Origin of the sequence: Burkholderia sp. Ac-20392 (assembly GCF_017104585.1) — a bacterium.
GTDB lineage: Bacteria > Pseudomonadota > Gammaproteobacteria > Burkholderiales > Burkholderiaceae > Burkholderia > Burkholderia lata.
In genome coordinates, this window is record NZ_JAAGPB010000009.1 from 34641 (window position 1) to 48923 (window position 14283).

Annotated in this window: 12 protein-coding genes; 5 read left to right on the forward strand and 7 right to left on the reverse strand. The window is 62.9% G+C overall.

The annotated features are described in order from the left end of the window. Window positions 1-88: 88 nt before the first annotated feature. Window positions 89-2047: a glycosyl transferase family protein gene (locus G3N99_RS02270; protein WP_241011419.1), complete on the forward strand. Its 1959-nt coding sequence runs from the start codon at window positions 89-91 to the stop codon at window positions 2045-2047. After that, entirely contained in the window at window positions 2044-3738 is a 1695-nt protein-coding gene (locus G3N99_RS02275) for a bacteriophage N4 adsorption protein A (RefSeq protein WP_206121535.1), read from the forward strand. Before G3N99_RS02270 ends, G3N99_RS02275 begins: the two co-directional genes overlap by 4 nt. Window positions 3739-3778: 40 nt before the next feature. Here G3N99_RS02275 and G3N99_RS02280 read toward each other — a convergent pair whose 3' ends face one another. Continuing rightward, window positions 3779-4681, reverse strand: a complete 903-nt coding sequence (locus tag G3N99_RS02280) for a hypothetical protein (RefSeq protein WP_241011422.1) — start codon at window positions 4679-4681, stop codon at window positions 3779-3781. A 492-nt stretch (window positions 4682-5173) separates the two neighbouring features. Beyond that, on the reverse strand, window positions 5174-7474 hold the full coding sequence (locus tag G3N99_RS02285; protein ID WP_174938176.1) for an NADP-dependent malic enzyme: 2301 nt from the start codon (window positions 7472-7474) through the stop codon (window positions 5174-5176). A 136-nt stretch (window positions 7475-7610) separates the two neighbouring features. Here G3N99_RS02285 and G3N99_RS02290 point away from each other — a divergent pair, with 136 nt between their 5' ends. The 3 genes from G3N99_RS02290 (at window position 7611) to G3N99_RS02300 (ending at window position 10682) form a co-directional block, all read left to right on the forward strand. Beyond that, entirely contained in the window at window positions 7611-8582 is a 972-nt protein-coding gene (locus G3N99_RS02290) for a LysR substrate-binding domain-containing protein (protein WP_174940102.1), read from the forward strand. Between the two features lie 368 nt (window positions 8583-8950). Then, window positions 8951-9634, forward strand: a complete 684-nt coding sequence (locus G3N99_RS02295; protein WP_206121537.1) for a hypothetical protein — start codon at window positions 8951-8953, stop codon at window positions 9632-9634. After that, window positions 9624-10682: a serine protease gene (locus tag G3N99_RS02300; RefSeq protein ID WP_206121538.1), complete on the forward strand. Its 1059-nt coding sequence runs from the start codon at window positions 9624-9626 to the stop codon at window positions 10680-10682. Before G3N99_RS02295 ends, G3N99_RS02300 begins: the two co-directional genes overlap by 11 nt. A 136-nt stretch (window positions 10683-10818) precedes the next feature. Here the strand turns inward: G3N99_RS02300 and G3N99_RS02305 are convergent, their stop codons facing one another. From G3N99_RS02305 to G3N99_RS02325, 5 genes are all read right to left on the reverse strand, one after another. Next, window positions 10819-11496: a hypothetical protein gene (locus G3N99_RS02305; protein WP_174938168.1), complete on the reverse strand. Its 678-nt coding sequence runs from the start codon at window positions 11494-11496 to the stop codon at window positions 10819-10821. Window positions 11497-11661: 165 nt separating this feature from the next. Beyond that, entirely contained in the window at window positions 11662-12231 is a 570-nt protein-coding gene (locus G3N99_RS02310) for a GNAT family N-acetyltransferase (RefSeq protein ID WP_241011420.1), read from the reverse strand. Window positions 12232-12270: 39 nt separating this feature from the next. Beyond that, complete coding sequence (locus tag G3N99_RS02315; protein ID WP_174981606.1) at window positions 12271-12717, reverse strand: hypothetical protein; 447 nt, start codon at window positions 12715-12717, stop codon at window positions 12271-12273. Between the two features lie 284 nt (window positions 12718-13001). Then, window positions 13002-13370, reverse strand: a complete 369-nt coding sequence (locus G3N99_RS02320) for a VOC family protein (protein ID WP_206121539.1) — start codon at window positions 13368-13370, stop codon at window positions 13002-13004. 292 nt (window positions 13371-13662) lie between these two features. Further along, window positions 13663-14049 (reverse strand): hypothetical protein, encoded by a 387-nt coding sequence (locus tag G3N99_RS02325; RefSeq protein WP_206121540.1) that lies wholly within the window; start codon window positions 14047-14049, stop codon window positions 13663-13665. Window positions 14050-14283 lie beyond the last annotated feature (234 nt).

The window sequence follows — 14283 nt, forward strand, 5'->3', positions numbered from 1 at the left end:
TGACGGGGGCGACGAGGACGGGAAAGGTTGCGTCTTGCGTCGATACGAGGGGGAATAACCAGATAAAAGATAAAACGCGGAAAGAATGATGGATAACATGATTTGGAGTACGTATTTATACGCACTCAACCTTGTCGCCATTGTGACCGCAATCGTCATCCTGGTAAGCACCCTGGATGACCTCACGCTGGATGCCTGTTACTGGTCCTTTGAAATCCGTCGCATCCTGCGCCGAGAAAAATCGCAAACGGTTGATATCAGCATGCTGCGCGCGCTGGAAGAGCGGCATCTGGCGCTGATGGTGCCGGCGTGGAAAGAATACGACGTGATCGCCAAGATGATCGAGAACACGTTGGCGACGCTCGAGTACGAGCGCTACGTGATCTTCGTCGGCACCTATCACAACGATGCCGAAACCACGGCCGAGGTCGAACGGATGGTCCGCCGATATCCGGGCAGGGTCACGCGCGCGACCGTCATGAACGACGGGCCGACCTGCAAGGCGGACTGCCTGAACTGGATCATCGAAGCCATCCTGCGATACGAATCGGTCCATCACATTCAGTTCGCGGGCGTCGTCATGCACGACTGCGAGGACGTCATTCATCCGGTCGAACTCAAGTACCTCAACCATGCGGTGGCGGACAGCGACCTGGTCCAGCTTCCCGTGCTGTCGTTGCCGCGGAAATGGAACGAGTTCGTCGCCGGCTGCTACCTGGACGACTTCAGCGAAACGCACCAGAAGGATGTGCCGGTGCGCGCCCGGCTGACCGGCGTCGTCCCGGGCGCGGGCGTGGCGTCGTGCTACAGCAGGCGCTCGATCGAAGCGGCGATGAAGGAACGCAACGGCTCTCCGTTCAACACCAGCTCGCTGACCGAGGACTATGACTTCAGCTTCCGGTTGAGAGACCTGGGGATGAAGGAAACCTTCGCGTGCATTCCCCTGACGGGGATCGCGCGCGATGCCACCGACAAGCAGGCACAGGGTGGCGTCGTCAGCCGAAACCTGCTGGCCACGCGCGAGTATTTTCCGAAAACATTTCGTACCGCGTACCGTCAGCGCACGCGCTGGATCCTCGGCATTGCCTTTCAGGGCTGGGAGCAGCTCGGCTGGAAAGGCAACCTGCTCACCCGCTACATGTTCTTCCACGATCGCAAGGGCATCGTGACCTCGCTGTTCTCGGTCGTTGCCTATGGCGTGCTGGTCAACTTCCTGCTGCTCGGTGCGCTTCAGCGATCCAGCCATGTCATTCCGCATGGCGCCTCGCTCATCATGGCGGCCGACTGGGTCACGCCGCTGCTGTGGATCAACACCGCGATGCTGTTTGCGCGCGCCGGGCAGCGCTTCCATTTCGTCAGCAAGCTGAACGGCCCGACCCAGGGGCTGCTGTCGATTCCGCGGATGTTCGTCAACAACCTGATCAACTTCTACGCGGTGTGCCGCGCGTGGCGCATCTATATCCGCCACCTGGTGACCGGCAAGCCCATCGCATGGGACAAGACCAGTCATACCTACCTGTCGAACGAAGCGCTCGGGAAAGCGCGCCTGAAAGTCGGCGAGATCCTGGTCGGCTGGGGCGTGGTGACACTGGAGCAGTTGCAGGCGAGCCTGGAGAAGCAGCTGACCTGCGGCAGGCGGCTCGGGGAACTGCTGGTCGAAGGCTGCGCGATATCCGCCGAATCGCTGGCGGATGCGATCGCCGAACAGGCCGAGCTGCCCCGCGTGAGCCTCGGCAACGTCGCGGTGGGCCACTTCGCGGATTCGCTGGCATTCGAGCTTCAGTATGCGTATCGCGCCGTCCCCTTCTCGACCGCGGACGACGGCACGTTGAACATCGCGGTCGGGCGGCCGCTGTCGCAGGACGAGCAGGATGTCGTGCGGCGCGGAGCCCGATCGAACGTGGCCTATTTCATCGCGTGCGATGCGGAGATTGCCGCCGAACTCTCCCGGCACTCGCGTTTCGTCGAACTCGCTCGCCTACGCGACGGCGACCCGGCAGCGCAGCAGGGCGCTCCCGTGCAAAAACCCTCGGGAGAACAGGCATGAAGCATTCAAGAATCCCGATCGCGGCCGGCCTCAAGCGCTGCGCACGGTTGAGCGCACTGGCGATCGCCGTGTCGCTGGCCTGGCAGGCGCCGGCATCCGCCGCCCAGCAACTGACACCCAAGGCCTACAAGCTCGCCGACAGTGCCTACAAGGCGATCAATGCCGGCGACCTGCCCCTCGCGGAAGTGTATGCGTCGCGCGCCATCAAGATTCAGCCCGGAAGCGAACAGCTCGGGCTGCTGCTCGTCGACGTATACAGACGGGAAGGCAAAGTCGACGAAGCGGACGACATGGTCGAATCGCTGATCGTTCGTTTTCCGAAGAGTGCGGCGGTACGCGCGCAGCATGGCTACCTGGCGCAGCGTCAGATGCGCTACGACGTGGCCTGCAGCGATTTCGCGGCCGCCGTCGCGACCGGGAAATGGAGCAAGGATCAGCAGCGCAACCTGCGTCTCGCGTGGTCGGACAGCGCGCTCGCGGCGAAGCTTCCGCATGAAGCCGGCGTTGCGCTGGCGCCGCTGGCCGATGAAAAATCGGCCGTGGTCCAGTTGCGCATCGCGCAGATGAGCCTGCAGGCCGGCGATCGCGACACCGCCATCCGCGTGGCGGACCTGGCGGCCAGCGACGCGACGAACGAGGGCGAGCGCAACATGGCCGCATCGATCGCGGCGCAGGCGCGGCAGGAAGATCAGGCCGCCGAGGCGCCGGTGGACAATACCGCGCAACAGAAATTGCAGGAAGCCTACGACCTCCTGCGCGACCACAAGGATCGCGAGGCGCTCGATGCATTCCATGAGGGTTTTTCCGGCGGGGCCGGCAATGCGATGAACTACGCGGACGCGGGCTACGCCGCCAAGCGGATCGGGCTGAACCAGGAGTCCATCGATCTGTTCGAGCACAGCCTCGACGCCGATGAGAACGAACACACGTTCGATGCGCAGCACAAGTTCGGCTATCGGCGCGAAGTCGAGCAGCTTCAGCGCACCTGGGGGTTCGTGTTGAGCGTGCCGTACCAGTCGGCCGCGTTCGGCCCGCAAGGCACGATCAGCGTATTGCAGCCGGGTATCGAGGCGTACTGGCAGCCGCCGAAGATCGGCTATCAGAACGGCCGCATCTTCCAGTTCTTCGTGCGCGGATACGGCACCGCCTACGACGGATCGGGCAACGTGACCGGCATGCCGACCGTGCAGGGTTCGGTGGGCGCGCGTTACAAGCCGCTGCCCGACCAGAACGTCGTGCTGACCGCCGAGCGGCTGTTCCACGTCGGCAGCCTGTCGATGACGGACTGGTTGATGCGCCTGGGGTATTCGTCGGAAGGCGGGACCGACCTGAGGGTGACCGAGCCGAGCTGGCGCAGCTGGCAGGCGTATGTCGAGGGCGCTTACTTCATCAGCGCGGGTCGATACATCATTTATTCGGAGTTGCGCTACGGGCACACCTGGCGGTTGCCGATGATCAGCGATCGGCTGACCGTCTACCCGCACGCCGCGGTGGCCGGCGATCATGACAATCGGCAGCCGGACAAGACGGCGATCGGCGCCGGGCCCGGCATCCAGGTTCGGTACTGGTTTCGCGAAGGCCGCTATAGCGCGCCGGCAAGCTATCTGGATGTCACGGTGCAATACCGGTTCGGGTTGACGTCAGCGGCACGCGCACGTGGTCTCGTGGTACGCGCGACATTGTGGTTCTAGCCATCGACGCTGACGCTTGATCTTGAATGACGCTGTTCGCTTAGTTGGGCGACTTGAGCGGAAGGATCGTTTGACGCAACAACTGGAAGTACGAGCTCGTCGAATACGGGAGCATTTGCTCGACGTAGTTCCACCAGAAGAATCCGCCGATGAAACGCGGATCGTTCATGCTGTCGACCATCGGGTAGTAGGTCTTGATCAGGTTCTGCTGCACCGACGCCGGCGCGGAAGTTTCCGAGGTACCGATTTCGCCGAAGCCGACCTTCGCGTTCGGGAAGATGCTTTCCAGCGCCGCGAAATCGTTCTTCCACGTCGGATTCAGCCCCGTGCAATCCTGGTACGGGTAGTAGCTGAACAACGCGTAGTCGGCTTGCTGGCGGACCGTCGAGGACAGGAAGGTGGTCGGCCACGTCTTCCAGTAATCCTGCGGCTTCTCCCAGCAGTTGTTGCCCTTGCTGTCGTCGTTGTAGTACAGCGTGATGGCCGTCTTGCCGCCGTTCGATTTGACGATCTGGTTGGCTGCCGCAACCATCTGGCCGATCTGCTGCTCTTGCGAGTTGACCACGGCGTTCGTGCCGCTCGGGTTGTTACGCAACCATTCGCCATTGATTTCGTTCGCGATCTCCCACACGTCGACGGTGTTCTTCAACTGCGACACCAGTTCCTGCGTGCGTGCCTGGTACGTGGCGAGCGTCGTAGGGAAATAGTAAGAATCGTAGATTTCACCCATCACGTACGCGACTGCGTGCAGGCGCAGCAGCGGCGCGTAGTAGTCGGCGGCCGACGTACCCGGATCGAACACGACACGCACGGTGGGCTTGTACGGCAGGTTCTGCAGCGACGCGACGATCGCGTCCAGCTTGGTCAGGTCGTCGAGGGTCACGCCGTAGACGGGATTCTTCAGGGGTTCGACCTGGGCTTGGGCGGACTGGGATAAAGGCAGGAGCCCAGCATAAGCAACGCATGCGGCGATGGCCGTGCGCGAGAGATTTTTCGCCAGTCTTTTCAAAACGCTTTCCGTCCTAAAGTAAGAAGAAGCGCGATTTTAGACGAAAATAAAAGCTAATTATCGGATGATATCGAAAGTGGCGAGCCCCAAAAAGATGGTTAGGATCGGTATCAAAAGTGGACACGCCAGGGTGTCGCGCCGAGACAGTTATTACGTGATACTTATTAAATGCACTGCATCATCCATGCCTGGGTGTGACGGGTGCGCCTCCGGGTAAAGCCGAAGTCCGGGTCTGCGTGCAAACGATTGCCGACGTCCGAAGCCGGTCGCAACCAACCTCGACGGACGCACGCGGCACCGCGTCACGAACCACCCGCGGCAACCGCGGCACCCGTTCACCAGGCGACCGGTAGCGGAACCCGCGACAACCGGATTCCGCTACGCGGCGCCTTGCGGCGCTGCCACCGCCCCGCTTCCGTTACCTGCTCAGGCAGACGCGATGCGATTCGCCTCGATCACCGTCAACGCCGCCATGTTCACGATCCGCCGCACCGTCGCGCTCGACGTCAGGATGTTCACCGGCGCGTTGACGCCCAGCAGGAACGGCCCCACCGCCACGTTGCTCCCCGCCTCGGTCTTGAGCAGGTTGTACGCGATGTTCCCCGCATCCACGTTCGGGCAAACGAGCAGGTTGGCAGCGCCCTTCAGCGGCGACATCGGCAGCAGCCTCGACCGCAAGCCCTCGTCGAGCGCGCAGTCGCCATGCATCTCGCCGTCCGCCTCGATATCGGGCGCCTGCTCCCGGACGATCTCCAGCGCCCGGCGCATCTTCACGCCCGACGCCGCGCTCCCCGACCCGAAGTTCGACCGCGACAGCAACGCTGCCTTCGGCGTCAGGTTCAGCCATTCCATCTGACGCGCCGCGGCAATCGTGAATTCCGCGATCTGCTCCGCATCGGGGTTGTCGTTGACGTGCGTATCCACCAGCGCGACCGTCCGCTGGTCGAGCAACAGGATGTTCATCGCCGCATAGGTCGACGCACCCGGCTTCTTCCCGATCACTTCGTCGACGAACCGCAGGTGGTTGTGATACTCGCCCACCGTCCCGCAGATCATCCCGTCCGCATCGCCGAGCCGCACCATCATCGCGCCGATCAGCGTCAGGCGACGCCGCATCTCGACCCGCGCCATTTCCTTCGAGATGCCGTCCCGGCAGCGCAGTTCCCAATACGTCGTCCAGTACTGCGGGAACCGCTCGTCATACTCGGGATTCGTCACCTCGACGTCCTGGCCGAGCCGGATCCGCAGGCCGAATCGCTCGATGCGCGCCAGCAGCACTTCCGGGCGCCCGACCAGGATCGGCCGCGCCAGCTTCTCGTCGACGATCACCTGCACCGCGCGGAGCACGCGCTCGTCCTCGCCTTCGGTAAAGACGATCCGCGCCTTGCCGCCGTCGCGCACCAGCTGACGCGCCGTTGCGAACAGCGGCTTCATGAACGCGCCGGAATGGTAGACAAATTGCTGCAGTTGCTCGACGTACGCATCAAGATCGGTCAGCGGGCGCTTCGCCACGCCGCCTTCCATCGCCGCCTTGGCCACGGCCGGCGCGATCCGCACGATCAGGCGCGGGTCGAACGGCTTCGGAATCAGGTATTGCGCGCCGAACGCCACGTCGTACGCGCCGTAGGCCGCCGCAACGACTTCGTTCTGCTCCTCCTCGGCCAGCCCCGCGATCGCGTGAACCGCGGCGATCTCCATTTCACGGGTGATCGTCGTCGCGCCCACATCCAGCGCGCCGCGGAAGATGTACGGGAAGCAGAGGACGTTGTTGACCTGGTTCGGGTAGTCCGAGCGGCCCGTCGCGATCACGACGTCGTCGCGCGTCGCATGCGCCAGTTCCGGGAAAATTTCCGGGGTGGGATTGGCCAGCGCGAGAATCAGCGGGCGCGGCGCCATCGCCTTCAGCATGTCGGCGGTCAGGATGCCGCCGACCGACAGGCCCAGGAACACGTCCGCGCCGCCGATCACTTCGGCCAGCTTGCGCGCGTCGGTTTCCTGCGCGAAGCGCGACTTGGCCGGGTCCATCAGTACGGTGCGGCCGCGATAGACGACGCCTTCGATGTCGGTCACCCAGACGTTTTCCACCGGCAGCCCGAGGTCGACCAGCAGGTCCAGGCACGCCAGCGCGGCGGCCCCGGCGCCCGACGTCACGACCTTCACTTCCGAAATCGACTTCCCGACGACCTTCAGCCCGTTGATGAACGCGGCGGAGACGGTGATGGCGGTGCCGTGCTGATCGTCATGGAAGACGGGAATCTTCATGCGGTCGCGCAGCTTCTGCTCGACCGTGAAGCACTCGGGCGCCTTGATGTCCTCGAGGTTGATGCCGCCGAAGGTCGGCTCGAGACCGGCAATGATGTCGACCAGCTTGTCCGGATCGGTTTCGTTGATCTCGATGTCGAAGACGTCGATCCCCGCGAACTTCTTGAACAGGACGGCCTTGCCTTCCATGACCGGCTTGGACGCGAGCGGGCCGATGTTGCCCAGACCCAGCACGGCCGTGCCGTTCGTGATCACGCCCACCAGGTTGCCGCGGCTCGTGAAACGGTGCGCCTGCAGCGGATCGGCGGCAATCGCCTCGCACACGCCCGCCACGCCCGGCGTGTAAGCCAGCGCGAGATCGCGCTGGGTCACGAGCGGCTTGCTGGCGACGACCGAGATCTTTCCCGGGGTCGGAAATTCGTGATAGTCGAACGCTGCCTGCTGCTGTGTCTCAGTCTGTTTCATGTTTTTCGATCCGGGCACGGGCGCCAGGCCAGTCCCGGCGCGATCCATGAAGGGGATTCTAGGGATCCGCCATAAGGCGATGATTCTGTTTTAATATCGGTCCATCACTTTTTCATGATGAATACGTGACCAGTCAATGACTTTTGACGCAAACGACGTGGTCAGGCGGCTGGGCGCCCGCTTGAAGATGCGGCACCTGGTGCTGTTGCTGCAGATCCAGCAGCACGGATCGCTGACGCGCGTCGCGGAGCACATGGCCAGCAGCCAGCCGGCCGTGACGAACGCGCTGTCCGAGCTGGAGAGCATGTTCGGCACGCCGCTGTTCGAGCGCTCGTCGCGCGGCATGCGGCCCACCGCGCTCGGCGCGGTCGTGCTCGAGCGGGCGAAGGCGATGATCAAGGATCTCGACCACCTCGCCCGCGAGATGGAGGCGGTCGCCGCCGGGCATGCGGCCCACCTGCACATCGGCGTGATTCCGTTCATTTCCGGACAGATGCTGTCGGCGGCGCTCAAGCGGCTGCAAGCGCGCATGGAAAGGCGCCTGACCGTGACGATTCACGAAGGCACCAGCGATCAGCTGCTGTTGCAGCTCAGGGATCACAGCGTCGACATCGTGATCGGGCGGGCGTCGTCGGCGATCGACCTGGGCCAGGTCTCCTTCGAAGTGCTGTACCAGCAGCAGCCGCGCATGATCGCGAGCCGGCGGCTTGCCGCGAAACTGGCCCGCACCGCGCTCGACTGGCACAAGCTGCACGCGCTCGACTGGATTCTCGGCGCACCGCACACGCCGATGCGGGAACAGGTCACCGACCTGTTTCTGTCAGCCGGCATCGCGCCGCCCGTTCCGGTCGTCGAAAGTTACTCATCCAAGCTGATCGGCGAAATGATCGCGTCGAGCGACGAGGCCGTGTCGATCGTGCCCGCCGATATCGCGGAAGAACTGGTGCGGATCGCCGGGGTGGCGATCGTGCCTTACTCGCTGGTGTGGACGCTTCCGCCCATCGCGCTGTTCACGCGTGCCGCCGATTCGCGCTCGCCCGCGCGGGATCTGCTCGTCGAGGCGCTGCGCGGAGTGTGCAAGGAGACGTACGGGGACGCGCAGCGATAGGGTTTGCGGAGACCGCACGGCCGAAAGCGCGAAACCGATACCGCCTGCGAAAGATCGGTGACGCGTGATCCGACGGCCGGCAAAGGACCTCAATAAACGGCTATCTCGATAACCGGATCGCTAACTTGCGCGCCCCGGATAGCCGCGCTTGTTCGAAGGTTTCGATCGGCTGCAACCGGTCGAAGCCGCGCCCCCACGCACTGCCTTGCAAACCATTGTTAATCGATGGTGCTGCAACCACCGACAGTCGTACACTGCCGCGACGGAATCGCACTCGATCACACTGCCGCTCACGGGCATTTGGTACAGTGACGCGATCGTTAGGGCTCGAAAGAATAATTCAAGGATTCATGCAGCACGGGGCGTAGATGAATTCACTTACAAAATCATTCCTTGCACTTTCAACTCTGTGCATGCTCACCGCATGCGCGACGCCATACCAAAGACTTGGAAGCGCCCTTACCACCGGTGGATATTCGGAAGAGCGGATCGACGATGCGACCTATCGCGTCAAGTTCACGGGTAACCCCAAGACCTCGGACGAGAAGGTCGGGCGTTACCTCCTGTACCGCTGTGCCGATCTCACGCGCCAGATGGGCTTCCGGTATTTCGTGATGGTTCCCGAGGCGCCCACCGGCGGATTGTCGATGAACGATCGTCCTCCCGCAGACCCGCATTTCGACCGGCAATTCCTGCGGAAAGTCGCGTACGGCGGCGTGATTTTCCTGCCGGGCGGCGTCTCGATTTCACGCAGCAAATGGGTCACCATACACATGCTGCAGGATCCGAAAGCCGTGCCGCTTCGCATGGTCGGCTGGGACGTGAACGAAGTGTTTTCGGCACTCGACGCCTACGTGCACAGCGACGGCGCCACGCCCGGCCATGTTCCGCCGGCGTCGGTGTTCGACCCGGTGGCCGGCAAGATCGCCTACCAGAGCCCTTTCGGCCCCTCGTCGTCGCGTCAGGACGCGCCCGAACACCCGTCCCGTTCCGGTGCAGTACCGATGGAGTCTCTCGACGGGTTGTTGCCGGGAGGCAGCCATGCGCGTTGATACGACTCGATACGTCGCGGCGCTTGCGTGCCTGTTCGGCGTGACGCTTTTCGGCGTGGGGCTCACGTCCTCACACGATGCTGTCGCCGCCGCCACCGATGCGTCGGCGCTCTACGACAGGCTGAGCCCCATCGTGTGGCGTGTCGTGGTGGTGACACCCAATGGCAAGAAAATCGGGAGCGCGGTGGTCATAGGCGACGAGAAGGTGGTGACCAATTGCCACGTGCTGTCGGATGGCGTCGCAGCCGCCATCGTGCACGGCAACATGAGTTATGGCGCCCGCCTGATCGAGCCGGACGCGGAGCGCGACCTGTGTGTGCTGTCGGTTGAGGGACTTCATCTGCCGGGCGCCCAGGTCGCGCCGCTTTCGTCGTTGAAGATCGGTCAGCATGTTTACGCCATCGGCTCTCCGTTTGCTCGCGAGAACACGATGAGCGACGGCCTGATTTCCGGATTCGTCCGCGATCCGGATCGCGGCGTCACGAGCATCCAGATCTCGGCGCCCATTTCTCCCGGCTCGAGCGGTGGCGGCCTGTTTGACGAGCGAGGAAGGTTGATCGGCATCACCGCCAGACAAATCTCGCCATCCCAGGCGGAAAACATCAACTTCGCGATACCGGCCGAATGGCTGGCAGACGTGCCGGAGAGAGCGCGCTTGCAACTGGCGCAGCGGTCCAGAAGCACGAACAAGGCAGAACCCGCAACCACGAACAAGGCATCCGAAGACCCCGTTCGTCCCGCCGATTTTCACAGATCGACCCCATCCGGCGTTCCGGTGCTGCTGAGCTCTCACGCATCATGGTCGAAAGCATGTGTCGCACGCTTCACGCCACACATCACCGTGGTGCAGCCCCCCTTGCACGGGAGTATCGATATTCGGGAAGGCGACTATGCCATCGGATCCAACTCGCCATGCGCCGGGCAGATGGTTCACGGCGCACAGGTTTTCTATATTCCCGACACGAGTTTCAAGGGGCAGGAAACGGTTCGTTATGTCGCCGACAGTGTGCCTGGCGTGACTCGCACCGCCCTGATCGACGTACGGTGACTTCGACCGACGGTGGCTGCCCGTCGCGCTAGCGCGACCGGAAAGACAGCCTTCGTCGGACGCAGACGCCTGAATGACGCGTCCGGCCGCCAAAAGCAGTCGCGTGACCGCCCCTCATTCATTGCCGCAACGGCAGCTACTTGCTGGCCGCGAGGCGTCGCAGAATTTCCGCTCGTTCGGTGGCCAGCACATGATCCGAGCCTTCGCCGCGGTCGTAGCGCCGGGTCGTCCGGTAGGAAAACCGCTTCTTGTACAGGCTGGTTGCGGGATCGAACACCCACGCGTCGACGTCGAAGAGGTGCTTGCCGAAATGATCCTCGTTGTCGGCCCACACGAAGTCCGCCCGAACGAACACCGGATAGGGCGACACGTCCGGCACCTTCCACATCGCGCGGTCAGCCGATTCCGTCTGGGTGACTTCCGGCATCAGGTTTTCGATCTTGCCGTTCGCGCCATAACGCAAGATCGCCACACGCTCCAGCATCCCGCTGCCGCCGCCCGAGAACATCCCCGAGAAGAACACCCAGGAACCGCCCGATGCGATCGGCAACCGTTCGGACCGTGGCATCAGTCCGAACTGGTAAAACTCCTTCGGCGAATTGGGAAGCGGCGCAGGCGGCATCTGGAAGCACGGCGCACGCTCGGGAAGCACGCAGAGTTTCGCGCCGGACAGCGGAAGCCCGTCGCTATCCGTCCGGCCCTCCGCCTGGGTGAAGCGCGGGAATGCGAGTTCGTTGGAGGCGGCTTGCGCCGCTGCGATACCCACGACGGAAATGCTCAGGATCACTCCGAGCGACTTGAAGACCCTGCGCATGCCCCTGCCCCCTTCTCTCATGTTTTGTTAGCCGCGAATTGTCGATGATCCGGCGGCTTCTGTCGAATGAGCGTGCGTGCCGAGCATAAAGCTCGCATGTGCGTTCCGGTGATGCAGTGGTTGGTTGAAATGTCCGGGTGACATTGCCGGGGCTTCAATTGATCGCTACTCAGCCGGTTTCTCGTACAGTGCCCACACGATCCCGTCTGATTTCAACCCGACGCGAATGAAGCCGAGCGACTCGTAGTAAGCGCAGAGCGTCGTATTTTCAACCGCGCAATCAAGTCGAACGAAACGCCGGTTCAATCGGCTCACCTCGCGAGCGCACCAGTCGAGCATGACGCTGCCGAGCCGTTGCCCGTTGAAACCCTCCCGCACACAAAGGCCATGCACGTAACCGGCGATCGGTTCCTGCGGCCCCCAGTGCTTGTCCTCGTCGAACGCGAGCGAGAACGTCCCGGCCAACGTGCCGTCCAGTTCGACGACATACACGTCCTTGTGAGAGACGTTGTTGCGTACCCACGCCTCGGAAAATCCATCACCTTCCTTGCCCCACACATGATCGCCGTGCGTGAGCTTCTTCGCATGCGCGTCATTCCGGATCTGCGTCAGCGCCGGTATGTCGTCTGCCGTTGCCCTGCGGATGCTTTTCGAGGTCATCGCTCGATTCTCCGTTGAGTCTTCACGTCGTGACTCGAAAGCCGCCATCACGCAAAGGCGCACTTCTGGCAGCAAGTCCTCGCTCCGTCAGCCGAAGGCGAAGGCGCGACGCGCTTATGAAGAAGCCACCGCCTGGAACCAGCGCGTACACGGGCCCGTAAAAATAAGCACGGTGGCGATCGCATTGGCGAAAAAGCCGACTTCGATCAGACTCATGCCGAAAGGAAGCCCCGCCACGATGAAGGCCAACGTCGTGACGATCGTGAACACCAGTTCCAGCATGCGCGCGAGCTTTTGTCGCCGGCAGAGGCCCACGATCAGGCCGGCGTTCAACGAAAGCCAGAAGGCCTGGACTATCGCAATCGTCACGGCGTTTTTACGCATGAGCGCCGCCTTCTCCGCGGACACCTGGCCAGCCAGATCGAAACTCACCGTCAGCAGCCAGACGGCGAATCCGATCTCGATGAGCCAGACAATCGTGAAAAGTGCGATAGCGTGACGGATCTGCCGCGGTGCGTCGTCGCGAAACGCCGGCATTGCCTTCAATTTGCTGATTGGCATCGTCTCTTTCAGGAAGCCAGCGCCTCCCGCCCCGGATGGTGTTGGTATCGTATTCGCCGCTTGTTGATATCACGCTGCAACGCGTGTCCGCCGAGTGTAGTGCACCGGCGATCGCGACAGGTACGGCCAGGGTCCTGACGTTAATCGCCGGTCACTGCTTCTTGCAAAAGATTCGAAGGCATGCGTTTGCTCATCGTTCCGGAGGCATCGGTCAGCGACAGTTCATCAACGCGTGACATCCCGGGCAACCTCGCCTCCCGACTCCCTTTGACAGGGAATCCCCCCTACGCCTGATGACACACCACCTCGATATTGTGTCCATCCGGCCCGATGACAAACGCCGCGTAGTAATTCGCGTGATAGTGCGGCCGCAGCCCCGGCGCGCCGTTGTCCTTCCCGCCTGCCGCCAGCGCCGCGCGATAGAACGCTTCGACTTGCTGCCGGTTGTCGGCCACGAACGCGATGTGAAGATGCGCCGGTTTCTCCGTCGTCAGGAACAGGCACAACGACGGCTTGCCCGGCGGAGAAATCTCGATGCCGTAAGACGGCTCGCCCTCCCCCTGCACCTCGACGCCAAGCGGTTCAAGTGCGTTCAGGAAAAACGCCTTGCTGGCTGCAAAGTCGGTCACGCCGAATTTGACATGGTCAAACATGACTCCCCCTCGGATAGATGGGTCTGCCGGCACCCGGATGGATTGTGTAAATCACCGCGATGGTGCCACACGTCGCCGTCGCCGGCACCCCCGCTCGCGACTAAACAAAAAAAGCCCGACACAGTCGGGCCAACGAGCGAGATACAAGGAGACATCCCGCTCACCCCTCATCGAGCGGTCACACCGTGCTGCCTGACGTCATCATGATCCTGGCGATAGCCGACGATCGCGTGCGGCGTTGCGACCGATCGTCGATCGACAGGCTTGCCTGGAAGGATTCGGAAAGAAACGACTACTGCGAAACCGGCGCGCCGGACGGCCCGTCCGCCGGCATGGTCGGCAAGGGAATGGCCGCGCTGTTCGACCCGCTGCCGGTTGCGCCGGCCGAATTCGTGGTGCCCGTTTGTCCGCGGTGGCCGCGGTGCGCGCCACGCGTGACCGGCGGCGCGCTCGCGGCAACCGGCTGGATCGGCGGATGTGCGATGTACTGGAAGTTTTCGTTGATCGCGCTATTGCCCGAATCGTACGACCGGTGCACGAACACGCTGCTGGTCACGGGCTCGCTGGCTTGCGCGAACGCCGGCGGCATGGCGGACACCGTCGCGGCTGCCGCCGCCGCGCTCAACGCGGCGATCCGCACGAGCGAACCGGCATCGCGGACTGTCGGGCGTACTGTCACGCTATGTTTCCTCCAATGTGCATCCGGTCGGCGATCGTTCGGCCGCCGCTGGCGCCCGCCCGAAAAATTGGCCCGCACCTGAGTGCGGGCCAAGCCGAGAACACAACAACACCTTGGGGGGGTATCAAGGCGAGACCAGTCTAGCCCGAGTCGCCGGAAAGAAAATTTCAGGCCAAATTACAGCTATTACTCCATATAACGAAGCCATCGGTCGCCGTCGTGTGTGCCCAGGTG